This is a genomic window from Kineothrix sp. IPX-CK, from assembly GCF_039134705.1.
GTDB lineage: Bacteria > Bacillota > Clostridia > Lachnospirales > Lachnospiraceae > Kineothrix > Kineothrix sedimenti.
In genome coordinates this window covers 1443820-1469321 of the sequence record NZ_CP146256.1, presented here as the reverse complement: position 1 = coordinate 1469321, position 25502 = coordinate 1443820, and the positions used below count along the sequence as shown (strand labels likewise).

Here is a 25502-nt window from a genome sequence, read left to right as displayed (position 1 = left end):
TATCTCTTCACAGATAGTTTGCTTATTTTTCAATAAAAAATAGCACAATATTGTATTATTGCACTTTTTATCTTTTTTATTAATTTCCTGCCAAAATTATATAATTTATACCGACTCTTTTTTTTGACACAGAAACAAAAAAACCCTGCCAAGGAACCTTGCAGGGTTTACTGATGTATAATTTTCTGAATTGATGGCACAAGCAGTTTCCAGACACACCCTAGCCTCTGTTACAAACAGAACAGTTTGCACAATCCGCCGGCGTGCAATGCGTACCGGGTCTGATAAAGAGGCCGGTTGTGAACCCGCATTCAGATAGGCTGAATTCATGGCCATCAATGATCGCCGTATTCTTCTGATAATCAAACCCCACGTTCATCCCCGCTACAGTTACAGCATCATCATAGAGTGGATGGGTCTTCTCCTTTGGCGCAAACGTCTTCATTATCCCTTCCTGCGTCTGCACATGAATCAGATTGTCACAGGTCATCAGACCTCTGATTCTTCCATCCTTGGTAAATACCAGGGAATTGCTGTCCGCGTTCAGTCCGTTCTGGTCGATATCATAAGCGGTCAAGCGCCCGATCGGTGTTTCAATCAGCACAGGCTCTGCTGGTTCCACCGAACAGAGTTCCCCGGATTCATATAACGACAAACCCACAACTGTCTCCACCTCCCCAAGAGGTGTCATAATCGTGATGCGTTCTCCGGGAAACAATGTGATACTGCGGATTCCTCCATCCCGATAAAAGCAGATGCCGTTCAGCATCGCACGGAAGGATGTAAATCCTAAGTCAAAGCTTAGCGGAATATTCAGCTCCCGTTCATCGGCCTCCGACCAGAATCCGCTGATCTGTCCGTCCAGAACAAACAAACGATAAAGCTCTCCCGTAGAATAAAATTTAACCCGCTCCGCAGGCAGTTCTCCGATGGGTGTCCTCACTTCCTGCTGTTCTTCCAACAACACTCCAATCACCAGTCCTTGACGGTCAAATTCTACCGATACCTTATTTTTCCGTCGGCTATTCTCCGTATACGCAGGGATCAGTTCTCCGATTTCCGTCATGATTACATTACGTTCCGATAGGCGCAGGCTCTCCATTTCTCCTCCCGGATAGGTACTAATTGCATCCACACCCGCAAAAACACCATAGGTTGTTTGTATATATCCCGATTCCAGCAATAAATAATTTTTCATTTTTTAATCATGCTCCTTTCAAACTCTGGAGACTTTGAGCGTAGCTCAAATCTCAGGTTGAAAGAATAAAATTCTTTCAACCTTCACCTCCGTATCAGCATTGCTTCTTGGTCAGGACCAAATGTATGGCTCCATCTCCCGACCGGGATTTGAGTTCAAAACGTACCTCCCGTTCCAGCCACGGGGGAATATGGGCACAATCAATACGAAGCTCCAAAAATGGAACCGTATCCAGAAATTCCCGCAGGGCTTTTTTGGATGATACCTCCGGGCATTCTTTCTGAAGCATGATTAAATCCAGTGCATATATTCCCGGTTCTTCCGTCTCTGCCGGTCTGGCATTCTTTATAATTTCATCTCTGATCCGTTTCTTTTCATCGCCCGCTTCAATATCCTCCAGGATTCCGTCAAGCGTCCGTTCATTTACCATACTAACTGAAAAGATACAGTAACCGGCGCGGTCAAATTCAGCGAAAGGTATTCCGGTTATCTCCGAACAACAAATCGCATCCGCCCCCTCTGCAAGCGGCAGGATTTCTTTCATTCCCAGCCGTGTCTCCCGGACACTTCCAGCCGGTACCGGAGGAAATGATTTCGTCTCTGCCAGACTCCAGCCATCCTGCCCCTTTTTATATATAAGCTCCATGTTACACTCTATGAAGGGAGCCGGATTCCCGTCCCTTAAAAATACTGCAATCTTCGCCATAGGATCACCTCTCAACTTCTACTACATTTCCATTTATCAGCTTTGCCAGAAATTCCTCCACCTCCAGCCATGCTTCATCTTCGTCCAGCCCGTTTTTTTCTTCCAGGAGTTTAACCATATCGGAAAGGGCCGTTCCCCGTTCTAAACTGTTCCAAAGAAAAATGCAGGTCTCATTCACGGAGGGCAGTCCGTCGAGCGAGCCGCTCTGACTGTCCATTTCATCAAAAATACAGAATTCTCCACCTAATTCTTTCAATATATAGCCAGATCTTAATTTTACTTTTTTAATATCCATCGCCAGCCCGCAGCCTTTCTACATCCACACCGCCCCTCATCAGTTCCCTGTCTTCCCTGTCATAGCCTGTGCTTACCATAACAGCCCCTGTCGTCAGCCACAGAGCTGTGATGCTGGTGATCTTCCGTAAAAGAAAAACAAAAAGTTCAGCGCTCACCACCTTATTATCCAGACTTTTTCTGATTCCCTCGAGTACGATTTTTTCACCCGCTGTTTTAACCGAAATGCTGTCTGCAAAGCCTTCCGGCATCATCCCGTATTTCTTTACTGACTGGGCGTAGGCAACCGCATATTCCAGACGCAGCTTTTTCGCTTTGACCTCCACGGTCGTCTCACCGCCTGCATAAATTACAGGCACCTGACCGGACAACCAGGCAATCCGCTCCCTTAAGACCTGCTGATCATAGAAATTTGTCTTCGGGTCCTCAATCACTTTCCGGATCCCGGCAATCCGTCCGGCAGATATTTCACTGGTTCTGCCCTCCACTACGGAATATCCTGCTCTCACTTCTATGGATTCCGCCAGACCCAGCATTTCCGGCGAAAGCTCACCCCGGGCTAATAAGTCATATTCTCCATATACCTTAGTTCCAGTAAGTACGGCCAAGTCTGCCAGCATATCCGCTTTCCGCTTTCCGATTCCAGGCGCTTTTACAGCCCAGACGGCTATTCTCCGGTTTGCGATATTGGTCTTTAGCAAGGTCAGAGCCTCTCCTTCTATCTCATCAGCTACCAGAAATAACGGGCAGCTTCCCAGCTTCTCCAGCAATGGGAGCAAATCGGAGAAAGAAGAAATGCTCCGGTTGGTAACCAGCACATGTGCCCGCTTTAATGTTGCGGGCATTCCTGCAAGGAGCCGGCCGCCGACCGTCATCCCCTTTATTATATCCATTCTGGTCTTCACCTGCATGGAATCCTTGATGACCACTTCACCTGCCTCCATTGCCTGAAGAACCATTTCGACCAGCTCTTCCTCTCCGGCAATCTTAAGCAATTCCTCCTCCAGATGAATGCTATCACGTATTGCCGTCTTTTCTGCCTTATCCGCCATCCGGCCCGCTGCCTTTTTTATTTCCTGCGCCAGATATACCGGATTGATGCCAGCGGCTGCCATTTGCTCACAGGCCGTCAGCTGGATCAGCAGCATGGCTGCCGCCTCTTTCGTGCCACAGCCTATTCTGGCATTGATTTCCGTTATGCCCTCCGATGCCAGCCGAATACCCTGATTGATATACAGGTCTTCGCCCTCAATCTGCCTGGCAACAGATGATGCCGACATAATATAAGAACCATTTAGCAGAATACCGCCGTCACAGTTTAAGATACTGCACAGCTTACGCATTCCCTCTGCCAGTTTTTTTCTTCCGGTTTCCTCATATAATATCTCCCGTATCATAATTCTTTCCTCCTGCCATCATCTCTTTTAACAGGATCTGTGCCCGTCTGATATCTGCATTCTTCACTTCCAGCTCAAACTTTCTGCCCGCCGCATGTACAAACTGGTATAAATCGCAGTTGCCGGCCCGTTCTCCGATTCCGGACAGAGTGGCGTCAACCATATCTGCGCCTGCTGCCGCCATAACGATGGAGTTAGCTACTGCCATTCCGAAATCATTATGCTCATGTATTTCTACTTTTAGCGAAACCACCTCTTTCAATTCACGCACCATCTGTCTGGCACGCTGAGGACATAGGATTCCTACCGTATCCGCCAGCCGGACAGTCTCCACCCCCCGCCCTTCCATTAAACGGAGCAGGTGATTCATAAATGCCACATCAGCCCTGGAAGCGTCTTCCAGCCCTACCGTTACGCCCACGCCATAATCCTTTGCCACCTGGATACAATCCTGAAGCACATTTTCTACCCATTTTTTATTTTTATTAAGCTTGCGGTATATCTGGACATAGGACACGGGGGTTCCAATATGAATCAAGTCCGGCTTCTGCCGTGCTGCCTGTTCCACACATTCAGGATTTAGCAAAGACCATACGGAAACCAGGGCTTTCTTCCGGTTCTGCATAATCTTGCGGATGTAATCATGCCCCTCCGTTCCCGTATCATAGATTCCGGCCTCGATTTCATAGACTCCTGCCCGATCTAGAAGTACTGCCAAGCGGATCTTATCTTCGGCGGAAAAGGTTATTCCCGGACACTGTTCCCCATCTCTGAGCGTAGTATCCACTATACTGACCGCCTTACGCATTGTTCCTGCACCTCCCTGCAATCTCCAGAAATTCCTGGTCGGTTACATCTTTCCCCTTCTTTATACTAAGCCGCTTTACCTGCTCAAGTATTCTGGCCCCATCATATTCTTTTTCATCCAGTCCCAGCGCTTTCAGCTTATATCTGACAGAGGCTTTACCTGAATGTTTGCCCAGAACGATTTCCCGTCTGGCTCCCACCAGCTCTGGCGGGTAAGATTCATAATTAGAAGGCTTTTTTAATACTCCGTCCACATGGATTCCGGATTCTACATAGAAAATCCGTTCCCCTATGACCGGAGCATGAGCATCCACCGGAGTACCGGTCATCTCTTCAAACAGCTGTCTGAGCTTCCTTAATCCGGTAAGGTCCTGGTTGGGCTTATGGCGCCTCATTACCCGCATGGCGGCAAGCACCTGCTCCGTGGCGGCTTTACTGCCGATACCGGTGAACGTCGTCATCACCGATGCCCCGTTAAAACGCTGCAGATAGCTGACCGCTATGGCCGTCGCACAATAATATGTATCCTCCGGATAAAGAATCGGTGCAATCTTTACCAACGTTTCCATGGCACTTTCATAAATCCGCCCGCTTTCAAAGGTCAGTAAATCATCCAGGCCAGTCAGCCGGAATCTCCTCTCCGGGTCTTGTATGGGAATCATATTCAATTCTACCAGTTCATTAATCTGGTAGTTACGGATATATCTCCCTCTCCCGCTGCAGTATGTGGAAATGATATATTGAACGCCCGGGTACTCCTTATAATCTGCCGGAACTCCCGCCTGCTCCAGATATCCTGTCATCCCTTCCGGCATCCTTCCTTCCAGCAGTTCATATATTTCAGGAGAAACCGCCGCCGCATCAATGCCGATTTCCAGCAGCAGTTTCAAAAAGCACTGTGCCTGAGCCGACGTAACCATGCCGCCATCCAACATTGTCAGCGTAGCATCGATAATCCTTACCATACGGTCTCCCCCCTTCGAAAATTTAAATCATTAAATCTTTCACCGGATTCCCGCCTTCAAAATGTTCGTCGAAAATTCGTTCCACATCATCTGTTGCCACATTGCCATACCAGACGCCTTCCGGATAAACAACAACAATCGGTCCTTTGTCACAAATCCCAAAGCATCCGGTATTGTTAAGAACCACCTCACCGGAAAGCTCTCTGTCCTCGATTTCCTGCATAAAGGCCTGCACCAGATCAACGCTTCCTTTCTGAAAACAGAACCCCTTCTGGGTTCCGTTAATTCTGCAGCTCGTGCAGATAAATACATGATATTTCGGCTGTACCATCTTGTTCCTCCTTCTCTTATATGCCGGATACTGCTTTTCTCACCGCATCCTCAATCACATCATAGGTATTGATTGCCATGATTCCCTTCTGCTCCAGCTTCTGCCTCGGCCCTGCACCGATACGCAGAGCGATAACACCATGGCAGCCATCCAATGTTGTGATGATCTTCTGAATATTATCTTCTTTCTCTCCACATTCCTCCACACTATTGCAGTACTGCTCCACGCTCCTCCTTCCGATGAAACGGACCTCTCCATCCACATAATCATAGATATAGAATTCCTTTGCATGGCCGAAATGAGTGTCCACAATCATACCGCTTTTGGATGCCACCGCGAATCGTACCGGCGCCTCTGTCAGGACAGTCTCCTTCACCGGATTCACTGCGCCGCCCAAATCGATGGACTGGTCTTTATCCAGAGTCCCCACGGCATCCGCCCTGCAGTGCTGGCAGTGATACATCTGCGGCATAATTGTTTCACATTCCTTACGAATTTCCTGAATCCGTTTCAATGGAATCGGCTCCAGACGTTCAAACGTGCTTCCTTCTACCGGAATCAACTGCATGATATTGGTGATATAACATCCCAAATCCTTTACAGTCCTCACAATCTCGGGAATATGCATTTCATTAATTCCCCGAATCGTTACAATATTGATTTTGACAATGATGTGGCTTTCCACCAGCATACGGATTCCCGCCAGCTGGTTGGACACCATGATCGCCCCGGCTGCATCTTCTTCATAGCTCTGTCCCATAAACCGGATGTACTTATATATCTGGCCGCTGATATGAGGGTCTACCGCATTCAGCGTAACCGTCACATGGGATATGCCAAGTTCTGCAATCTCCTTCGCATGCATCGGGAGCATCAGCCCGTTTGTTGAGAGGCAGAAGGTTACCTCCGGGTCATATTTGCGGATCAGCCGGAAGGTTTCACTCACTTCTTCCCAATTGGCCAGTGCATCACCAGGCCCCGCAATACCTGCCACAGTTAAGTTAGGCATCTTTTCTTTCACCAGACGGTACCGCTCAAGCGCCTCCATGGGCGTCAGTATTTTGGAAGTAACCCCCGGACGGCTCTCATTCTGACAGTCAAATTTTCTCACGCAATAATTGCACTGAACATTACAGGCCGGTGCTACCGGAAGATGAATTCTGGCGTATTTATGAGCGCCACAATTGTAGCATGGATGTTCCATTGTCTTTTTTTGCATAATATCCCGTTTGGATTCTGTTTCATCAGAAGACTCGGCTCCTTTCTCATCAATGAGAGAGCCTTTGTAATACGTATCATAAAGCTGTTCCCTGAATGTTGTCTCCGTTGTATCGATCAGAGTATTAGTAATTTCGTCCAAATATTCCATACTCCCTTCATATCCCAGCATCCTCAGCCTCTGCCCTCCTACATGATCATGGATAGGAAATCCACGGCGGACGAGCGGAAGCCCTTCTTCCCCGGCGATCCTTCTTCCGTCGGAATTTCCTGCCATTATATTGGCATGGAACCTTTTTGCCATTTGCTCAATATCTTTAAAATCCGCCTGATCCACAACGGTATAATCTTCCGTGAAATACATATCCGCCAGCTTTTCCAGTTCCGGGAGCAGAAGTGTCTTCAATTCCGGACAGGCAGCCCCACATGCGCATACCACCGGCATGACACCACTCTCGCACATCAGGCGGACCGTGGAAAGTATCAGGTCCGGTTCCCCGAATACCACCGCGCGTCCTGCTGAATTATATTTGTGGGAATCAATCATTGCATCAAGGTATCTGCCCCGCTCCGCTTTGATTTCATCCGGAACCTGAATACCTGCCAGCTCGGACAAGACCTGAAAAAATGCATCCGTGTCCCGCAGCCCCACCGGCAGATTCAGTTTTTTGCAGGGTACCCCATACTTTTGAAGGAGCAAATCACCCACAGAATGTTTGTGTGTCAACCCACTCAGTTCCAGAGTCATCCTGGCACCGCCCATTTTCCGGATTTCCCCAATATCGGTTCCCCCCTGGGGAAGCCGGTCATACTCCTTTGCATGAATTCCATCCAGATTATCTGAAATATCCGGCAGGAGAATCGGCTTCAGTCCGAATATCCGAAACACCTGCTTTAAATACCGTATGTCCGCCGGACTTAATGGTGCCGTTATCACATTAATTCTGTCATTCTCTTCTGTTTCCATCGGTACGGACAAAGCAATGGCATACAACGCCTCAAAATATCCTTCATACTGGCTCCCTCCATATCCCGGCGACGAGCAGGATATGATATGGATATCCCGATATCCCGGATTCTCTTCATAGAACTCATCGATGATTCCCGGTACATCTTCTCCAATCGTCTCGGCCAGACAAGTAGTCATTACGCCGATGACATCCGGATGATAGAGTTCAATCAGATTTTTCAGACCTTTTTTTAAATTTGAATTTCCTCCGTATACTGTTCCCTGTTCTGTCAGGGAAGAAGAGGCAATATCCACCGGCTCATTGTAATGGGTCGCCATATGGCGCCGTATGTAAGTCGCACATCCCTGGGAACCATGCAGGATCGTCATACATTTTTTTATTCCGTGAAATGCGGTTGCACTTCCCATGGGCATACACATTTTACATGGATTAATATTTATATTTACAAGTGGTTTTATTTCACTTTTCATATCTCTTCCACCTTTCCGCTGTCAGTTTTTCAAAGGACTTTCACGTATTCCCAAACCGGATTATTTATACTGCGGTCGATCTCCCGCGTAAAGTTATAAACTCCTTCGAATCCTGCCAGAGGATGTTTCCTCTCGTGGTTATGATCACAGAATGCCACTCCCAGCTTATAAGCCAGCGGACGTTCCTTGACACCTCCCACCAGGATATCCGCACCCTTTTCCTTCATAAATGTCTCAAGTTCCGCCGGGTTGGCATCATCCAGGATAACCGTATCCTGATCCACCAGACTTTCGATGACCTCATATTCCTCTTTTTTCCCCGTCTGGGTTCCCACCAGTACCGTCTGTATTCCCACTACGGCAAACTGGCGTATCAGAGAAATGGCCTTAAATCCGCCGCCCACATAGATTGCTGCCTTTTTCCCTTTTAAACTCTTTGTATATTTGGCGAGAAAACCTTGCAGCTTCTCGGTTTCTTCCATACAGAACATTACCGCTTTCTCTCTGGCTGCCTCATCTCCAAGCGCTTCCGCCACCCGGACCAAGGAAGCTGTTGTATCCTCTACGCCAAAGAAACTGACTTTGATATAAGGAATTCCGAATTCTTCTTCCATCCGCTGAGCCAGATAGGTACTGGAACCGGCACACTGAACAATATTTAAGGAAGCTCCTGGTGCCCTGCACATATCATCATACCTGGCGTCTCCGGTAAATCCGCAGATTACCTCTATTCCAATTTTCTTAAAATAATTTTTGATGATCCACATTTCTCCTGCAAGGTTAAAATCACCAAGAATATTGATAGTTCCATGCTTTTTCTCTGTCTTATGAGGACACAGGACTTCCATAATCGCATCGCACGCCATCCGGTATCCGGTGGACTTATTGCCGGAAAATCCCGGGGATTTGACCGGAATCACCGGAATCTCATATTGCGCGGACTTCGTCCGGCATACTGCGTCCACATCATCCCCTATTACACCGACTATACAAGTTGCATAGATAAAAATCAGCTTTGCTGACCGGTGGGCGTTCATCAATTCATCTACCGCGGCTTCCAGCTTTCTTACTCCTCCAAAGATGATATCTGTCTCCTGTAAATCCGTAGAAAAACTGTTTCGGTAGATATCCTCTCCGCTGGTAAGGGATCCCCGGATATCCCATGTATAGCTGGAACAGCCGATAGGTCCATGTATAATATGGTACGCATCCGTAATGGGATTTAATACCACCCGGGCACCGCAGTAAACGCAGGCTCTTTGGGATACCGCTCCTGATACACTGTCACTGTCACAGCAGATTCCGCTTCCTTGCCCGCCGCAGTCATCTTTAAACAAAATAGAATTCTTCCTGGCATCCAGTATATTTCCCATACAACCGCTCCTCTCTCATATAACAATAGGGAGGGGGCCTCCCTCCCAGGTGCTATGCAGTTGAGTTACCATAACCCTACATGACAACATCAAAATCCTCATCCAGCGCATCCCGGTCCTGCCGGTCCATCAGGGCATCAACAATTTTTTCCACATACCGTATTCCACCGGCATAACCGACAGTAGCCTGGATTGGATTTCCATACCGGTCAAGCACCGGAAATCCCATTCTGACCATGGGAATGTCCTCCGCTTTCGCAATCTGCTTGCCGTAACTGAATCCCAGAAGCATATCCACTCCCTCATTTTTAATCAATTGGTGCAAATAGAATAAGTCCGTATCGGCTTTTACCACATATTCCGACTCATCCACTCCGTATTGATTCATCAGCGCTGTAATCTCTTTTACCCAGCTTTCTTTGGGAGTACCGGTAATGACGTATTTAGGAATCATACTAAGTTCCAGACAAAGTGATGTAAATGCATAAACAATATCCGGATCTCCATAAATGGCCACCCTTTTCTTATAGGTATACTGATGGGAATCCAGCATCAGATCGATCAAGCGTCCTCTTTCATCCTCCAGTTCCTTTGGTACCTCCTGTTTGGTAATCTTTCGAAGTTCTGTCACATAGCGATCTGTCAGCGCTACTCCTACAGGAAGAGGAATATTAGCATAAGGCGTACCAAACTGCCGTTTCATATAATCCGACGGTTCCTGGCTGCAGTAAGTCCCCATGGAAATCAGCTTCTCACAGTCGCCCAGAGCCTCCAAATCTGCCAGCGGCGTTCCGGCATGCGGATGAAAATAATCATTTTTTCCATCCATGGGATGATCCAGCGTCCCGTCGTGATCAGGAAAATAGATATAATGGGCTCCCATCAGAGCTGCAATTCTTTTTAATTCCCGATCGTCCCCGGGATTGACCCAGCCTGGAAAAATAGCAGTTTTTCCGTTGGGTGCGCCCGTTTTTTTAGTAAGATATTTCATGAAACCGATTACCATGTTGGAGAATCCCTGAATGTGGGAGCCTTCATAGGACGGCGTACTGGCAAACAATACTTTCTTATCATCCGGAATCTCCATATCCAGAATATAAGAACCTACGTCATCGCCGATGGTCTCTGATAAGCAGGTGGTATGTATGGCAATGATATCCGGATTATAGATATCAAAGATATTTTTCACTGCCGTATTAATATTGCTTCTTCCTCCGAATACAGAAGCCCCCTCTGTAAAGGAACTGGAAGATGCCAGAGCCGGCTCTTTAAAATGACGGCTGAGTACCGTTCTGTGATAAGAACAGCATCCCTGGGAACCATGTGAGTGGGGCATACAGTTTTCCACACCCAGAGCACAGAACATAGCTCCCACCGGCTCACAGGTCTTACATGGATTTATGGTGATATGACGTTTTTCCATAATCTCTTTTGGCGTTAATTCAAGCACTATTTTCCACCTCCTAAACTTCCTTCCAGCATCGGTGCTGTCTTCCACGGCGGGGTTACCAGCGCCCATGCATTGGTATACAGACTCATGGTTATATCTCTGCCAAAAATAACAGCTCCCCGGAATCCCGCATAAGGACCGGAATAATCATAGGAATGCATCTGTCTGGATACAACTCCTCCATGCTGGATTGCATATTTGTCTTTGATGCCGGAGAAGAAAATATCAGGCTTATATTTCTCAATCAGCTGGTCTGTTTCAAACATGTTGTAATCATCCACCACTATATGACCTTTCTTCATGTCCCTGATCATACCGCCATAAGTATCCAGCTCTACTCCGGCTGCCCGCATTCCGGCCAGTTCCTCCTCCGTATAGCGGTCCTTATATCCTTCTTCCCGCTCTACGGTGATTTCCTCGATGTTCTTGGAATCGGCATCCGCTTTGATCTGTGGAATAATCTCACGGCCTTCATAGTCATCCCTATGTGCAAACTCATATCCTGCGATGGTAGTATCTATCCCGAAATCTTTTAGCAGAAGCTGGTAATGATGAGATCTGGAACCTCCAACGAAGATACCGGCTGTCTTGCCCTTCAGTTTGGACTTATAATATTCCATATCTTCCTGAATCTCTGCCAGCTCCTCTGCAATCACTTCCTCTGTCCGCTTCGTCAGCTCCGGATCATTGAAATACTCAGCCATCATACGAAGTGACTTGCAGGTGGCTCCCACACCGATGAAGTTCACTTTCAGCCAGTCGATACCGTATTTAGTCTTCATCATTTCTGCGATATAATTAATGGAACGGTGGCACATGACCAGGTTCAAATCTGCCAAATGGGCATTTTTCATAGTTTCGTAGGAACCGTCTCCGGTAAATACCGATACTACCTCATACCCTATTTTCTTCAAGACCCGCTCCTGCTCCCAGCCATCACCGCCGATATTATATTCGCCCAGGATATTAATGCTATACTTCGTTTTTGGAGCTTTTTCACCTTTCCCAATAACATAGCGCATCAATCCGTTGTTCGCGATATGATGTCCTGCCGACTGGGAAACGCCTTTATAACCTTCACAGGAATATCCCACTGCCGTTATCCCATATTTTTCTTCCACCCGGCGCGCAACCGCCTGCACATCATCTCCGATCAACCCAATGGGACAGGTTGAGCAGATAAAGATACACTTGGGGCTGAACATCTGCATGATCTCATCAATTCCTGCCTCCAGCTTCTTTTCTCCGCCGAATACGATATCCGGCGCCCTCATGTCGGTACAGAAGGAATACGGTATAAAATTAGGTTCTCCCTCGTAGGAAGACTTCGCTTTATTCCTTCTGGTGCCCCACGAATAAAAGGCACATCCGATAGGTCCATGGGTAATAACGACGGCATCCTTCATCGGTCCCACGACCACCCCCTTGCAGCCTGCATAGCAGCAGCCTCTGGCGGTTACAATGCCGGGAATCGCGCGGGTATTGGCCGCAATCTCATCCGGAGCATCACTGAATTCCAGTTGGGTGATATGACTCTTTCTGTTTTTGAATACCCGCACCGAGTATTTATCTAATAATTCATCTCTTTCTTTTGCCATGATTTCGCCTCCTAATAAGCTTCTACCGTCTTCTCGCCGCTTCTGACCGTATATGCTTCATTAATCGGAAGAACAAATATTTTTCCGTCTCCCGGATTTCCCGTTTGATTGGCCTTGATCAGGATTTCTACAGCTTTTGGTGCCTCACTGTCTTCCATGATCAATGTAATAAATCTCTTTGGAATCAGCCGGAATGCCTCTGTCAAATGTTCGCCCGACATGTTAAGAGGCAGTTCTCCACTCTGCATTACAATCGATAATAACTCGGGATCGATACTTTTCTTGCCTCTTCCAAGCACCGGTCTGCAGGTGAATGCCGGAAAACCGCCTTCCGCCAAAGCCTTTTTTGTTGCATTTACTTTGTTGGTACGGATAAACGCCATTACTTCTTTCATCGCCTTCCTCCTCTTTCCTGAAATACCGTCTCATAACCCCTGTTTTCCGCTGCTGATGGTATAAGCATCCTCTACCGGGGAGATGAAGATACGTCCGTCACCGAAATTGCCTTCACCTGTTTTTGCCGTTCTTAAAATCACCTTGACCAGATCATCCTTATCTTCATCATTACAGAAAAACATCAGCATTTCTTTTGGAATTTCATCATAATAGATTTCTCCGACCTGGATTCCTTTCTGCTTGCCCCGCCCAAATACATCCATTTTTGTTACTGCCTGAAATCCTGCCTCTGCCGCTTCCTTCATTACATACCCTGACTTTTCAGGTCTTACGATTGCTCTTACTAATAACATAACTATTCTCCTTCCTGAGGGAATTTAGTCCATTACACCATATTCCATTAGAATCTCTTCCAGTTCTTCGATCTTCATGGGATTTGGAATCACAAACATCTCATTGTTGTCAACCTTTCGGGCCAGCTGCCGGTATTCATCTGCCTGCGGCTCCTCCGGCGAGAAATCGATTACTGTTTGTTTCCTGATTTCTGCTCTTTGCACTGCATTATCGCGGGGCACGAAATGAATCATCTGGGTCCCTATCTTCGCTGCTACTGCCTGAACCAAGTCTTCTTCTCTGTCTACCTTCCTGGAATTACAGATCAGACCGCCCAGTCTTACACCTCCGCTTTTTGCATATTTGGCGATACCTTTGGAAATATTGTTGGCCGCATAAAGAGCCATCATCTCTCCCGAACATACAATGTAGATTTCCTGAGCCTTGCCTTCACGGATCGGCATTGCAAAACCACCGCACACAACATCGCCGAGGACATCGTAAAACACGTAGTCAAGATCATCGGTATAAGCTCCCAGCTGCTCCAATAAATTTATGGAAGTGATGATACCGCGTCCCGCACAGCCAACGCCGGGCTCCGGGCCGCCTGACTCTACGCCTTTGATTCCTCCGTATCCTTCCTTCATAACCGCTTCAAGTTCAATATCATCTCCTTCATCGCGAAGGGTATCAAGAACCGTTTTCTGTGCCAGACCTCCGAGTACCAGTCTGGTCGAGTCCGCCTTCGGGTCACATCCCACAATCATAATGTGTTTTCCCATCTCCGCAAGCCCTGCAGTCAGATTCTGTGTTGTTGTTGATTTTCCAATTCCGCCTTTTCCATAGATAGCAACCTGTCTCATAGCGCATCCTCCTTTAGAATAAAAAAAGAGGCAGCAAGCAGATAAATATCTGAGCTACCTCTTCGTAACAATATGTCTTCCCTGAAGCTTCGTCGACTACTTAGGATGTATTAACTATATTGTTTTTCCTTCTTAAATTCAATATTGCACAATAAACAAAAAAATTTCTCATTTGAATCCTATTTTCACTATTTTTTAACAGTACCGAGTTGTTTTCTGACGATTTCGGTATAGAAAGGCCCTCTTCTAATTAAGCAAAAGAAGCGCATCTTCCGGGAACTGAATATAAAAAGGAAATCGTACCGTTTTCTCTTCTTTTCCCTTAAAAACCGGCTTATCCTGCAACCACCATATATCGATATTCTTGCTCCCATCCGCATTGCTGAACAGAAACTGCCGCGTAAACGGAGTCTCTGCATAGCCGGTCTGTTTCACCCGCATGACATTCATTGTATCGATTCCCGGCTCTTCCCACAACGGAAATAAGTTGTGGGCACGGATTCCAATATAGTGAATATCATCTTCAATTATTTCACGGGTACGAAGACTGATTTCCCAGTCAATCGCATACAATTCATATTCACTCACCTTACGGATAGCCGAAATGTTCTTGCATCCGGTCAGTCTGGCTGCCTCCATATACTGAGGTTTATAAAAGATATCACCAGTCTTTCCTGTTAATATACGCTTTCCCTCTGCCATCACCATCGTATCTGTACACAGCTTGTATATCTCGTCTCTGGAATGGGAAACCATAATCACATCCCCCGAATATTTCTGAATCACCTCCATCATCTCAAACTGCAGGGCATCCTTCAGGAATCCATCCAATGCAGAAAACGGTTCGTCCAGCATGATAATCTCCGGATGGTAGAGCAGCATCCTTGCCAGCGCTACCCGCTGCTGCTGCCCGCCCGAAAGCTGCGACGGATAACGCTTTTCCAGTCCTTCCAGATGGAAGCGCTCTAACTGCTCCCGGATTTCCATCCTCCGGTCCTTCTTTTTTCCTCCCATTACGATGGATAAGTTTTCTTCTACTGTCATAGTAGGAAACAGGGCATAATTCTGAAACAGATAACCGATCCGCCGCTCCTGAGCAGACAGATTAATGTTCTTTTCCGAATCAAACAGTACCCTGCCATTTAGCACTATCCTTCCGCTATCGGGTTTCTCAATTCCTGCGATACATTTCAGCGTCATGCTTTTTCCGCACCCGGATGCCCCCAAAATCCCCAGACAGCTTCCATTGGTTTCAACTTCTACATCCAGAACGAATCCCGGAAAAGTCTTTTTTATCTCTGCCTGCAATGCCATATTACATCCACCTGTTCATATTCTTTATCCCTTTTCCAGAGATATAGTTAATCAATGTCACGACAAAAAATGACAGGATGACAATCACACATACCCATAACCCGGCCACGTCCCAGTTTCCGGCAGCAACTTCCGACGCTATTGCTACGGATACCGTTCTTGTCTTTCCCAGGATATTTCCAGCCAGCATAGCCGTAGCTCCATATTCCCCGATAGACCTTGCAAATGCCAGAACCGTTCCTGAGGCCAGACCCGGACCTGCGATAGGAACTATCACCTTCCAGAATATGGTGCTCTCGGTAAGTCCCAGCGTGCGTCCCGCATAAATCATATTAATATCCACCTGCTCGAATGCCGCCCTTGCATTCCGATACATCAGCGGAAATGCGATCACAAACGCCGCAATCACACAGCCCGGCCAGGTCTGTACCATCTTGATGTCAAAGTTCGTATACAGAAAAGAACCAAACGGCCGTCTTAAGCTGAATATCAAAAGCAGGAAAAAACCGGCCACCGTAGGCGGCAGCACCAACGGTAATGTCAGAATGCCATCCAGGACGGCCTTTGCGGTGCTGTTTACCTTCATAATCAGCCTGGCAGCCCCAATTCCCATTAAAAATGCAAGAATCGTTGATACGATGCCGGTCTTGAGGGAAATAAAAAGGGGACTCCAATCTATGGTCCGTACAAGTTCCAACATGATTTTCACCCCCTTTACTCGTTTCATCTTATATTTTTACTCAGTAACTATAAAACCGGCTTCTTCAAACAAACTCAATGGAGTTTCATCTGTAATCAGATAGGTTTTAAATTCATCTGCGGCCTTTATCTGTGCATCATCAGCTTCCCCGTTCTTTACCAGAGCGATCGGATAAACTGCCGGTTCTACCTGACTGTCATCTGCTTTAGCGATGATCTCTACCTTATCGGCCATGGATGCCGCATCGGTAGCATATACGACGCCAACTTCATTACTCCCCTCTGCCACTGCGGTAAGCACTGCCGTTACATTAGCTCCTTCATTGATTTCCATGGCCATCACCTGATCCAGTATCCCTATATTAGTAAACAACTGGCGGGCATACTGGCCGACCGGCACATCCTCTCCGGCCAGTGCAAGGCTGGATGCTTCAGTGATATTATCAAATCCAGTCACTTTTGTCTCCATGCCGGAAGGCTTGATCAGCACAATCTTATTGGTAAGCAAATCTGTTATGGAACCATCCACCAGATAGCCTCCTTCCTCCAGCGCCTGCATCTGCTTAGTCGCCGCTGAGAAGAATACATCACACTCTGCCCCTTCTTCAATCTGCTTCTGTAAAGTTCCCGAGCTGTCCGCATTGTAAATGATGGTTACACCCGGATGATCCGCCTCATAATTTTCTTTTATTTTCTCCATCGTATTATTTAAGCTTGCGGCGATAAACGCATAGATTTCCACATCTTCGCCCGATGCCTCTGTACTGGTGTCTTCTTCTGTTAAAGGCTCCTCAACGGAGCTGGATTCTGCTTCCGTAACGGGGTCTTCCTCAACGGTCTCTGCTTCCGTTACAGACCCGTCCGCAATGGTCTCTGCCTCTGTTACCGTGGTCGTCCCAGATCCAGATGCACCGCATCCAGTCACCAGCGCTGCTGTCATTACCATTGTCATCCAAAGTGCCATTGTTTTTCTTCTCATAATTTCTCTCCTCCTATTTTTATTATTTATATATAACAGTTTGCCTGAATGGCCTTGATCAAGGTATTCCACATTTCTATGCTATATCTGTTGGGGATTTGTGAAGGGATAAATATAAAAAATGGAGCAAATCCCCTACAGATATAGGATATTGCCCCATTGCAAAACAAAATGGAAAAAGATTTATTAGTATGAAAAATGACTGAATTTAATTTTAAGACACATTTTATTCTCTTATCGCCTACTTGTCAATAAAAAGTATTACACTTTCTAAAAAAAAGGATAATCCCTGCCCCATAAGGCTCGGGATTATCCAAAATCATAAATCACCAAATATACCCGTACTTCCCATGCCATAAAAACAGCTAAGTGCCTTTATCATAGCCTCCACGTCCCGGCTGCCCGCCGTCTCATATGCAGAGTGCATAGCAAGCTGCGCAAAACCGATATCCACCGTGCTGACCGGCACCTGCGCCGCCGAAATATTCCCGAGCGTAGAGCCGCCCGCTATATCGGAGCGGTTGGCATAGGTTTGAAAGGGAACTTCCGCACGTTTGCAAATATCCTTCATCACCGCCGCTGAAACCGCATCCGTCGTATACTTCTGGCTTCCGTGATACTTGATGACGATACCGCCGTTTAAATAAGGCCGGTTAGTTGGATCCGCTTTTTCCGGATGGTTGGGATGTACCCCGTGAGCATTGTCTGCAGATATCATAAAGCTATCTGCCGTCAGTCTGCAATAATCGCCCTGAGTCAGGGACAGCGCTTCGCATATTCGCAGTAGAGTATCCTGAAGAAAAGTAGATGCTGCTCCCTGCCTCGTCATGCTTCCCACTTCTTCGTTATCGAATACGATCATAAGATTTATATGTTCCTCCGGCTTTGAATCGAGCATCGCCTGCAAGGATGCATAGACACACTCCAGGTCATCCAGTCTGGGGGCAGCGATGAACTCTCCCTCAACGCCTAAGATTCTACCTGCTTCTCTATTATACAAAAATAAATCGCTGCTCAAAATATCCTCGGACTTCACCCCTGCCGCCTCGGCGATCAGGTCCCGGAAGGAATTCCTGCTCCCTATCCCTCCATACAGCGGAAGCATATCCGTCTGCGCGTTATACTCCATGCCCTTATTTATATCCCGGTTCATGTGGATTGCCATGTTGGGAATGATGAGCAAGTCTCTGTCCACTGCCACCGTCCGACTGACCAGCCTGCCGTTTTCCGAAACCACTATCCTTCCGGCAACGGAGAGAGGACGGTCCAGCCAAGTCCCCATGATCATCCCGCCGTAGGGCTCTGTATTCAGTTTTATATATTGTTCCTCCACCGTGATCTCCGGCGTTTCTTTTATCTTAAAGCAGGGAGAATCGCTGTGAGAGGCTATCATATGAAAGCCTTTTACCTCCTTCTCCGGCAACCGAAAGGCAATGAGCGCGGAATCATTTCTGTTTACATAATATTTTCCACCTGCCGAAAGCTTCCACTTTTCATTTTCACTGATCGAGAGGTAACCATTCTTCTTTAATTGCTTCTGCACATTTTCCACCGCATGAAAGCAGGTAGGGCTTTCTTCGATGAATTTCAGCATTTTATGCACGATATCTGCATTCTTGTTAATTTTATCCATTATGACGCTTCCCTATGTTTCCTAATTCTTTTTATTTTCAGAGCTTCACACTTATACTTCCGTAACAAGTCCTTTTTCCATCAGGAATACCGGATCATAAGACAATTTTGCTTTCCGAAGTCCCTCGTCACCCGTATCCTCTTCTCTATTAATATATCGATATTCCTGCGCCTCATTCAACACGAATTGCTGATTAATAATAGGATAAGCTCCCTGAATGTCGGCAAACGCTTTTTCGATATGAACTACAAACATATCCTTACCACAAGGCTCTCCTAACGAAAATGCAACCACGCGTCCGCCTGCCCGGATAAGTCCGCCCTTTAGCATCAGTGCTTCTCTTTCTTTAAGCGCATGCAGAGTCACGCAGAATTCGTTGTGCATTGGGCCTTTTTCCTCGCACCCGTTCTGGATTCGCCATTCTTTAGCCATAGCGATACACTCTTCCACGTTTTCATCCGTAATACTCTCATAGCTCCAGTCCGGATAAGCTTCCTTAAATCGGTTGATGTGATTACGCTTTCCGTGAAGCTTTTTCCCTGCAAGAGAAATCAGGCGCTCCGATTCGTAGACATAATCCGCAGTATCCCTGTTGTACTCCACCTTGAATCTTCCAGGATATAATTTATCTAATTTCTCAAACTGCGAAGGCGATACCAGATGCAGCTTGAAGGGTTTGTTCTTCTCTTTAAAATATTCAGTAAGAACGTCGATTACCTTCCCAAGGTCTCCTTTACCGAGCGGACAGCTTATGGATACCTCCGCCTCATCGGAGATAAATACGAGCATATCCTCCACTACCGCATAGCGTATATTATAAAAAGGCGACCATAACAGATTGTTCGCAAAAGTGAATTCACAGTTTCTTACCGGCTCCATATCATAATAGCTTTGAATAATCTCTTCATCTTCCGTTCCTATCTTTTTCCAATTAATTTCAATCATAAATTCCTCTTTCACCAGATTCTTATCTGTCGTAATTATTTTCGCTTTTTCCCCTAACAGTATACAACTAATATAATTTTTTTACACCCTAATCCAGCTTTCTTAAGTCAAAATTTACTATTTTTTTATAAATCACTGTCGCCATCAGCAGCAAGGCTATCGCTATTATACCCATAAATACATGGTATGCGGCCCCACTTACAAAAAATACCGGCACTACTCCTGCTATAGCAACTATGAATTCCAGTACCATTCCCGCAAGTATCGCTGTCCCCTGCTTAACTACCGATGTCTCGTTATCCCAATGGAACTGAGGAAACTTTATATTTATCGCCATTCCCATCACCGAAGCCAATACGCAATACATGAGAGGAATTACAAACATCCACACCGAGCTCATTCCCTGATATCCTAACGCCGCCACACATAACACAGCAGCGATAGCACAGCTGGGAACGGCTAAGGTGAGATTTACAAGTATTTTGCTGTCGAGTATCACTTTCGTGCTTACCGGAAGAGATTTCGGAATCCACCACTGCTTTCCTTCCATAGACAGCGCACTGATAGTGGTGGTCCCCAGCATTCCCATCAGGGCCAGTATGAAGGGCAGTATTTTTTCTGCTATATCCCGTGCTGCCTCTGCAACTTCCATCGCATTCATCACTTTGTCTCTTCCGACAAACAAGAAGGCAACTCCCAACAAAAGCATCATAATATAACCGATCGCTGTATTCATGACATAAATAGACGATGAAAAATACCTCTTCATCTCTTTTATATACATCGCTCCTATCGGACTCCTTCTATGCTGCTTCCCCAGTACATAGTTCTTTCTTGCCGCATGAGTAATAAGCGCCGCGCATATGGATGCGTATTTCCACTGCACCACACCCGCAAATACCGCAAAAATTCCTACGGAAACTGCTGCAAACCCTGCAAACGAGGCGGGGCTTCCGGTCACAATGGCCTCCGTATATAGATTGGCAAGGGGATATAAGTTGTTTATCTGAGAACTAAGAAGCGATGTGAAATCCGTCATCTGCTGCTCCGTAATCGCTCCTGCCTGAAACGCCGGATAGAAAGACAATGACAGAACGCCGATTATTAACGCCATCGAAGTCACAATCGTCAAAGCGTTCTTGTGCTTCATTCTGGCGGCCACCGCTGTTACCGCCGCTCCGATTACAGACGCTGTAGTCAGCGGAACGAGAGGCACTAGAAATATACTGATCACATATATGATATAAAATGCCGCCGATGCGTTCACAAAGACTCCGTAAATGATTCCTGCCGGAAGCATTGCCAGTACTGCCAGCACGAGACTTCCTGCATACATATTCAAAAACCGGCTTACAACGATCGCCATAGGGCTTATCGGAAGAGCGATGAGCATTTCATAATTCTTGATCTGAAACAGCATACTTCCCGCCTTAAGTATGGTAAACACCAGAATTAAAATACTGGTTATGGACAACAGATATGCCGGAACAATCTGCGGCAGTCCTAAAAAGCATAGCCCATAGGCTCCTCCGCTCATATAAATGGCAATTATCGCACCGAGAAAAATATAGGTTCCCAAAAGAAAATATAAGCTGTGTCGCTTCTTTTTGTCCTTCGAATGCAACGCTTCATTAATGTCCATATATTGCAGAAGTTGTATTTTAAGCAGCTTCACGATCTGCCTAACGACGGCACTACTGTTTCTTAGCCGAATCTCCTCCATGCCTTACCACCTCCATAAATACATCCTCTAACGACTTCCCTTGTGTAAGCGCCTCGGTCGGTCCGGCAATGATCAGCTTTCCTTCTTTAATGATCGCAATTTTATTGCACAGCTTCTCCGCCACATCGAGTACATGAGTAGAAAAAAATATGGCACTGCCCTCCTCGCAAAGCTCCCGCATATATCCTTTCAGCAAAACACTTGCCTGCGGATCCAAACCGACGAAAGGCTCATCCAGAATTAACAGCGCAGGCTTATGGATGAGTGCTGAAATAATGGCGAGTTTCTGCTTCATTCCATGGGAATAGGATGCGATCAAATCGCCCAGACTTGATGTCATCTCAAATGCATCCGCATATTTTTCGATTCTCTCTTTTCTCGTTTCTGCCTCTATTCCGAAAATATCGCCTATGAAGCTCAGATATTGGATTCCGGTAAGATGCTCATATAAATCCGGATTATCCGGAATATATGCCATTTTTTGTTTACATAATATTGGTTCCCTTACTACAGAATGTCCGTCAACCAGTATCTCGCCCTCTTCGAAATCGATGATTCCTGCTACCGCCTTGATTGTCGTGGTTTTACCGGCTCCGTTATGGCCGATAAATCCATAAATATCGCCCTGCCCGATTTCAAGGCTTAAATCGGATACGGCCTTTTTACCGCCTTTGTAAGTTTTGGTCAGATTTTTTATGCTCAACATTCTCCCAACACCTCTTCCTAATCGTCTTCATCCTCTTCACACGGAGAAGAAATAAAAGTAAATCTCCTGACGTTCCTCCCCTTTTGGGCCGTGTTGCAAAGGTAGGGCGTTATCGCTTCCCCTATTTTTTCCATAACCTCCATGAACTCTTCATCTGTCAAAAGAAGGGTTGATGTAGAAAGTGCCAAAAAATCTTTGACCGGATCCGCTGTTTCCTTGGAAAAGTATTTTCCAAAGGAGGTCATCAAAGACATAAGCGATGACTGGATTAAATGCTCCACGCTGTCTTTACTGAATTCACAAGGCTTTCCGCCTTTCATCGCATATGTTCTCTCCACAGTTCCTCTTATCTTCTTCTCTTCCACCACCGTAATGCAATCCGCTTCATACAGCAGCTTAATATGCCGGTATAAGCTCGCCGGCGGAATATCGCTCATCTCCGCCATTATCTGCGAAGGGGTCCCAGACCCATGAATGAGCAGATATTGGATAATTCTGAGCCGAATCGGATTCATAACGAGTTTCGATATATCTTGCCCCATTCCTATTATCACACTCCTGACATTCGTTCTCACATTTAATATTATTATCAATAGTGATAACATTCTTTTTTTATATTACTTCACACTAATATATTTGTCAATATCTTTTATTTCACAGGAAACCGAAACTTTACCACCGCGACGTAACAAAATCTTTTCTATGAAATAAAAAAGGCACCCATTTTTCGGTGGGTACCCTATTTATGTAAGCATGGAACATGCTGTTAATTTTGAGACAATTCTACCAGCTTCTCTGAAGATCCTGTTACCTCTTCTATCGCTACTGTTATTTGAGATGTAATCTCCACTTGTCCTTTATAAGATTCTGTTATTCCAGTAATCTCATCCGATATTTTAACGATGAACTCTTTCATCTCATTCAGCATATTGGCAACCTTTGCCGCAGAATCATTACTATGCTCTGACAACTTCCTCATTTCCTCGGCGACCACTGAAAACCCCCTTCCTGCAGTCCCTGCCCGTGCCGCCTCGATTGCGGCATTCAACGCAAGCAGATTCGACTGTTTTGAAATGGATTGTATGCTGTTAATTACAGAGCCGGCTTCATTAATCGCATTTTTTGTCATGTCTGATAGCTCTTCTATTCCTGTTAAATGTTCAGAAAACACATGAGTATTGGCAGATATCTCTTGAATGCTGGCACTGATTTCTTCCAACGCCGAAAACATGCTTTCCGAGGCCTCTGACAGCAGCAATTCATTTTCTATATTCCTTGCTACCGCAAGAGCCCCTATGACCTCTCCATTATTATCAATTATAGGTCTTCCGATTCCCCTGAATGTTACACCAAACACTTCTTTAGGTACAATGTCATTCATTGTTTTCCTATTATGGATAACATCATAAATCGGTTCATCCGGCCTGATCAAATCTCCCCTTCTGACTTTGGCATCTACAGTTTTTCCCGGATAATACTCTATACATTTTTCAGTGTCCGTTAAGTACAAAGCAATGTCCAGTTCTTCCTGCAATACCTCCTTCATTATAAGCAAAAGCTCTTGAAATACTTCCATCTTTTCTTCGGAATTCACGATATATCCTCCTTAGTACCGCCGTTCTAATTTTATGATCCTACTCCCAATAAGTTCTTACAATATAAAATATCCGATATGTTCTAAAAAAGAACTCAATGAGGCATCTGCTTCTTCTTGCCTGAATAATCCGAAGTACTCACCTTGTACACGCATACGCTGTTCACCTGAGCTTCGTTGAATTCCACGTCTCTATCCGCCTGATGCTTCATCAGCAAGGAAAGAGCCTTGCATTTTTCCTTTGTATCCTCGATAAATTCCACGGTACCCATGCCTATGATACTGGAAAAGTAATAGCCGCAGTTACAAGGCGATTCCGCATGAATGGGCATTCCTTCACTGGCTATATCGAAACATACGCTGCTGTTTTTATGCAGGATATCCAGTTTTTTGCCTTCCTTTGCACTATGAAAGTACAAAGTCAGGTTATCCGCATCCAGTTCGTAACCAAAATTCAATGGAACCACATACGGCTTCCCATCATCTACCATGGCCAGATGGCAGGTTTTACATGCTTTTATTATTTCTTCTATAGTTTCCCTATCGGTTACTTCTCTGTCTTTTCTTCTCATGTACGTATCCTTCCTTATATTTTGAATCCAGATGTTAGTTCACTTAGCGCCCTGCTATCGTTGTCTGTCACTCCATTAACTTATTTCCCGGACATACAGCTTATGCCGCATGCCGCAGGAGTTGCCGCACAGCCTCCAAGAGCACTTTCTCTAAGCTCAAAAGGAAGACTTCTGCCCACATGATACATCGCCTGTACCATCTCATCAAAGGGAATGAACTGCTCGATTCCCGCCAGCGCCTGCTCCGCATTCAGCAGAGCATTGGCGGCGCCGATGGAGTTTCTGTTCTGACATGGACTTTCCACCAAGCCGCCGATCGGATCGCATACCAGCCCTAAGAGATTGGATAACGCCCCTGTCGCCGCACTTAAAGCCTGTCCAGGCGTTCCACCCATCATTTCTACCGCTGCTGCCGCAGCCATTGCCGATGCAGAACCGACCTCTGCCTGACATCCCGCCTGTGCACCTGCTACAGAAGCATTACGCATGAGCAGATACCCGACTGCCCCCGCCGTATAAAGACCGTCCATTACTTTTTCGTCAGGAAGCCCCAGTTCTTCCTGAAGGGCCAGCAACACCCCCGGAAGAACGCCGGAGGAACCTGCCGTGGGAGCTGCTACGATAACTCCCATGGAGGCATTTACCTCCAAAACTGCCATAGCATAGGTCATTGCCTTGGACACCATCGCACCGCAGATAGATTTTCCCTCCGCCCGCAGTTTACCCAGCTTCTTCGCTTCTCCGCCAATAAGTCCGCCCATAGAAGTCGTCTCGTTTTCCAGCGGGTCATTAGCTGAACTTCTCATAATGTCAAGTGACTTCGACATCTTACGATCTGCTTCCTGCTCCGAAATTCCCTGCAATTCCATTTCTCTTTTCTTCATAATCCGTGAAATAGGCAGACCCGTCTGCCCGCACAACTCCAACAATTCTTTACCGCTTCGAAAGTCCATTTTTTTTCCTCTAT

At 46.2% G+C, this 25502-nt stretch carries 25 protein-coding genes; all 25 read right to left on the bottom strand.

Going from position 1 to position 25502, the window contains the following annotated elements:
- Window positions 1-220: 220 nt before the first annotated feature.
- The 25 genes from V6984_RS06955 to sdaAA all read right to left on the bottom strand — a co-directional run bounded on the left by V6984_RS06955 (window position 221) and on the right by sdaAA (window position 25488).
- Window positions 221-1198 carry a hypothetical protein gene (locus V6984_RS06955; protein ID WP_342759057.1) on the bottom strand — a complete coding sequence of 326 codons (978 nt, stop codon included), beginning with the start codon at window positions 1196-1198 and terminating at the stop codon, window positions 221-223.
- A gap of 94 nt (window positions 1199-1292) precedes the next feature.
- Window positions 1293-1904, bottom strand: a complete 612-nt coding sequence (locus V6984_RS06950) for a Fe-only nitrogenase accessory AnfO family protein (protein ID WP_342759056.1) — start codon at window positions 1902-1904, stop codon at window positions 1293-1295.
- 4 nt (window positions 1905-1908) lie between these two features.
- Window positions 1909-2199: a PqqD family protein gene (locus tag V6984_RS06945; protein WP_342759055.1), complete on the bottom strand. Its 291-nt coding sequence runs from the start codon at window positions 2197-2199 to the stop codon at window positions 1909-1911.
- A complete protein-coding gene (locus V6984_RS06940) occupies window positions 2189-3595 on the bottom strand; it encodes a hypothetical protein (protein ID WP_342759054.1) in 1407 nt (468 codons plus the stop codon). The genes V6984_RS06945 and V6984_RS06940 overlap by 11 nt, the downstream gene beginning before the upstream one ends.
- Complete coding sequence (locus tag V6984_RS06935) at window positions 3573-4403, bottom strand: homocitrate synthase (RefSeq protein ID WP_342759053.1); 831 nt, start codon at window positions 4401-4403, stop codon at window positions 3573-3575. Before V6984_RS06935 ends, V6984_RS06940 begins: the two co-directional genes overlap by 23 nt.
- The gene (locus V6984_RS06930; protein ID WP_342759052.1) at window positions 4396-5367 is read right to left on the bottom strand and encodes a homocitrate synthase/isopropylmalate synthase family protein; all 972 of its coding nucleotides are present in this window, start codon (window positions 5365-5367) and stop codon (window positions 4396-4398) included. The genes V6984_RS06935 and V6984_RS06930 overlap by 8 nt, the downstream gene beginning before the upstream one ends.
- A 22-nt stretch (window positions 5368-5389) precedes the next feature.
- Window positions 5390-5698 (bottom strand): 2Fe-2S ferredoxin, encoded by a 309-nt coding sequence (locus V6984_RS06925; protein WP_342759051.1) that lies wholly within the window; start codon window positions 5696-5698, stop codon window positions 5390-5392.
- A gap of 16 nt (window positions 5699-5714) precedes the next feature.
- Window positions 5715-8357, bottom strand: coding sequence for a nitrogenase component 1 (locus V6984_RS06920; protein WP_342759050.1), 2643 nt, complete (start codon window positions 8355-8357; stop codon window positions 5715-5717).
- A 29-nt stretch (window positions 8358-8386) separates the two neighbouring features.
- Entirely contained in the window at window positions 8387-9730 is a 1344-nt protein-coding gene (gene nifE / locus V6984_RS06915) for a nitrogenase iron-molybdenum cofactor biosynthesis protein NifE (RefSeq protein ID WP_342759049.1), read from the bottom strand.
- A gap of 76 nt (window positions 9731-9806) precedes the next feature.
- Window positions 9807-11180 carry a nitrogenase component 1 gene (locus tag V6984_RS06910; protein WP_342759048.1) on the bottom strand — a complete coding sequence of 458 codons (1374 nt, stop codon included), beginning with the start codon at window positions 11178-11180 and terminating at the stop codon, window positions 9807-9809.
- Window positions 11180-12778, bottom strand: a complete 1599-nt coding sequence (locus V6984_RS06905; protein WP_342759047.1) for a nitrogenase component I subunit alpha — start codon at window positions 12776-12778, stop codon at window positions 11180-11182. The genes V6984_RS06910 and V6984_RS06905 overlap by 1 nt, the downstream gene beginning before the upstream one ends.
- Before the next feature lie 11 nt (window positions 12779-12789).
- Window positions 12790-13173, bottom strand: coding sequence for a P-II family nitrogen regulator (locus tag V6984_RS06900; RefSeq protein WP_342759046.1), 384 nt, complete (start codon window positions 13171-13173; stop codon window positions 12790-12792).
- Between the two features lie 30 nt (window positions 13174-13203).
- Window positions 13204-13527 carry a P-II family nitrogen regulator gene (locus V6984_RS06895; RefSeq protein ID WP_342759045.1) on the bottom strand — a complete coding sequence of 108 codons (324 nt, stop codon included), beginning with the start codon at window positions 13525-13527 and terminating at the stop codon, window positions 13204-13206.
- A 24-nt stretch (window positions 13528-13551) separates the two neighbouring features.
- Window positions 13552-14370 (bottom strand): nitrogenase iron protein, encoded by an 819-nt coding sequence (gene nifH / locus V6984_RS06890; protein WP_342759044.1) that lies wholly within the window; start codon window positions 14368-14370, stop codon window positions 13552-13554.
- A gap of 246 nt (window positions 14371-14616) precedes the next feature.
- Window positions 14617-15684 carry a sulfate/molybdate ABC transporter ATP-binding protein gene (locus tag V6984_RS06885; protein WP_342759043.1) on the bottom strand — a complete coding sequence of 356 codons (1068 nt, stop codon included), beginning with the start codon at window positions 15682-15684 and terminating at the stop codon, window positions 14617-14619.
- Window position 15685: 1 nt separating this feature from the next.
- The gene (gene modB, locus V6984_RS06880) at window positions 15686-16384 is read right to left on the bottom strand and encodes a molybdate ABC transporter permease subunit (protein ID WP_342759042.1); all 699 of its coding nucleotides are present in this window, start codon (window positions 16382-16384) and stop codon (window positions 15686-15688) included.
- Between the two features lie 36 nt (window positions 16385-16420).
- Window positions 16421-17362, bottom strand: a complete 942-nt coding sequence (modA, locus tag V6984_RS06875; RefSeq protein ID WP_342759041.1) for a molybdate ABC transporter substrate-binding protein — start codon at window positions 17360-17362, stop codon at window positions 16421-16423.
- 319 nt (window positions 17363-17681) lie between these two features.
- On the bottom strand, window positions 17682-18995 hold the full coding sequence (locus V6984_RS06870; RefSeq protein WP_342759040.1) for a M18 family aminopeptidase: 1314 nt from the start codon (window positions 18993-18995) through the stop codon (window positions 17682-17684).
- Window positions 18996-19046: 51 nt separating this feature from the next.
- A complete protein-coding gene (locus tag V6984_RS06865; RefSeq protein ID WP_342759039.1) occupies window positions 19047-19940 on the bottom strand; it encodes a DUF2156 domain-containing protein in 894 nt (297 codons plus the stop codon).
- Between the two features lie 88 nt (window positions 19941-20028).
- Window positions 20029-21663 (bottom strand): hypothetical protein, encoded by a 1635-nt coding sequence (locus tag V6984_RS06860; protein ID WP_342759038.1) that lies wholly within the window; start codon window positions 21661-21663, stop codon window positions 20029-20031.
- Window positions 21635-22369, bottom strand: a complete 735-nt coding sequence (locus V6984_RS06855; protein WP_342759037.1) for an ABC transporter ATP-binding protein — start codon at window positions 22367-22369, stop codon at window positions 21635-21637. The genes V6984_RS06860 and V6984_RS06855 overlap by 29 nt, the downstream gene beginning before the upstream one ends.
- Before the next feature lie 17 nt (window positions 22370-22386).
- Window positions 22387-22911, bottom strand: a complete 525-nt coding sequence (locus tag V6984_RS06850) for a helix-turn-helix domain-containing protein (RefSeq protein ID WP_342759035.1) — start codon at window positions 22909-22911, stop codon at window positions 22387-22389.
- 224 nt (window positions 22912-23135) lie between these two features.
- Window positions 23136-23963 (bottom strand): methyl-accepting chemotaxis protein, encoded by an 828-nt coding sequence (locus tag V6984_RS06845; protein WP_342759034.1) that lies wholly within the window; start codon window positions 23961-23963, stop codon window positions 23136-23138.
- Between the two features lie 95 nt (window positions 23964-24058).
- Window positions 24059-24535, bottom strand: a complete 477-nt coding sequence (locus V6984_RS06840; protein ID WP_342759033.1) for a pyridoxamine 5'-phosphate oxidase family protein — start codon at window positions 24533-24535, stop codon at window positions 24059-24061.
- 80 nt (window positions 24536-24615) lie between these two features.
- Complete coding sequence (gene sdaAA / locus V6984_RS06835; protein ID WP_342759032.1) at window positions 24616-25488, bottom strand: L-serine ammonia-lyase, iron-sulfur-dependent, subunit alpha; 873 nt, start codon at window positions 25486-25488, stop codon at window positions 24616-24618.
- Window positions 25489-25502 lie beyond the last annotated feature (14 nt).

Coding starts and splice junctions, on each gene's coding strand:
- V6984_RS06955 (WP_342759057.1), bottom strand. CDS start 1,198: ATGAAAAATTATTTATTGCTGGAATCGGGATATATACAAACAACCTAT.
- V6984_RS06950 (WP_342759056.1), bottom strand. CDS start 1,904: ATGGCGAAGATTGCAGTATTTTTAAGGGACGGGAATCCGGCTCCCTTC.
- V6984_RS06945 (WP_342759055.1), bottom strand. CDS start 2,199: ATGGATATTAAAAAAGTAAAATTAAGATCTGGCTATATATTGAAAGAA.
- V6984_RS06940 (WP_342759054.1), bottom strand. CDS start 3,595: ATGATACGGGAGATATTATATGAGGAAACCGGAAGAAAAAAACTGGCA.
- V6984_RS06935 (WP_342759053.1), bottom strand. CDS start 4,403: ATGCGTAAGGCGGTCAGTATAGTGGATACTACGCTCAGAGATGGGGAA.
- V6984_RS06930 (WP_342759052.1), bottom strand. CDS start 5,367: ATGGTAAGGATTATCGATGCTACGCTGACAATGTTGGATGGCGGCATG.
- V6984_RS06925 (WP_342759051.1), bottom strand. CDS start 5,698: ATGGTACAGCCGAAATATCATGTATTTATCTGCACGAGCTGCAGAATT.
- V6984_RS06920 (WP_342759050.1), bottom strand. CDS start 8,357: ATGAAAAGTGAAATAAAACCACTTGTAAATATAAATATTAATCCATGT.
- nifE (WP_342759049.1), bottom strand. CDS start 9,730: ATGGGAAATATACTGGATGCCAGGAAGAATTCTATTTTGTTTAAAGAT.
- V6984_RS06905 (WP_342759047.1), bottom strand. CDS start 12,778: ATGGCAAAAGAAAGAGATGAATTATTAGATAAATACTCGGTGCGGGTA.
- V6984_RS06900 (WP_342759046.1), bottom strand. CDS start 13,173: ATGAAAGAAGTAATGGCGTTTATCCGTACCAACAAAGTAAATGCAACA.
- V6984_RS06895 (WP_342759045.1), bottom strand. CDS start 13,527: ATGTTATTAGTAAGAGCAATCGTAAGACCTGAAAAGTCAGGGTATGTA.
- nifH (WP_342759044.1), bottom strand. CDS start 14,370: ATGAGACAGGTTGCTATCTATGGAAAAGGCGGAATTGGAAAATCAACA.
- V6984_RS06885 (WP_342759043.1), bottom strand. CDS start 15,684: ATGGCATTGCAGGCAGAGATAAAAAAGACTTTTCCGGGATTCGTTCTG.
- modB (WP_342759042.1), bottom strand. CDS start 16,384: ATGTTGGAACTTGTACGGACCATAGATTGGAGTCCCCTTTTTATTTCC.
- modA (WP_342759041.1), bottom strand. CDS start 17,362: ATGAGAAGAAAAACAATGGCACTTTGGATGACAATGGTAATGACAGCA.
- V6984_RS06870 (WP_342759040.1), bottom strand. CDS start 18,995: ATGGATAAAATTAACAAGAATGCAGATATCGTGCATAAAATGCTGAAA.
- V6984_RS06865 (WP_342759039.1), bottom strand. CDS start 19,940: ATGATTGAAATTAATTGGAAAAAGATAGGAACGGAAGATGAAGAGATT.
- V6984_RS06860 (WP_342759038.1), bottom strand. CDS start 21,663: ATGGAGGAGATTCGGCTAAGAAACAGTAGTGCCGTCGTTAGGCAGATC.
- V6984_RS06855 (WP_342759037.1), bottom strand. CDS start 22,369: ATGTTGAGCATAAAAAATCTGACCAAAACTTACAAAGGCGGTAAAAAG.
- V6984_RS06850 (WP_342759035.1), bottom strand. CDS start 22,911: ATGGGGCAAGATATATCGAAACTCGTTATGAATCCGATTCGGCTCAGA.
- V6984_RS06840 (WP_342759033.1), bottom strand. CDS start 24,535: ATGAGAAGAAAAGACAGAGAAGTAACCGATAGGGAAACTATAGAAGAA.
- sdaAA (WP_342759032.1), bottom strand. CDS start 25,488: ATGGACTTTCGAAGCGGTAAAGAATTGTTGGAGTTGTGCGGGCAGACG.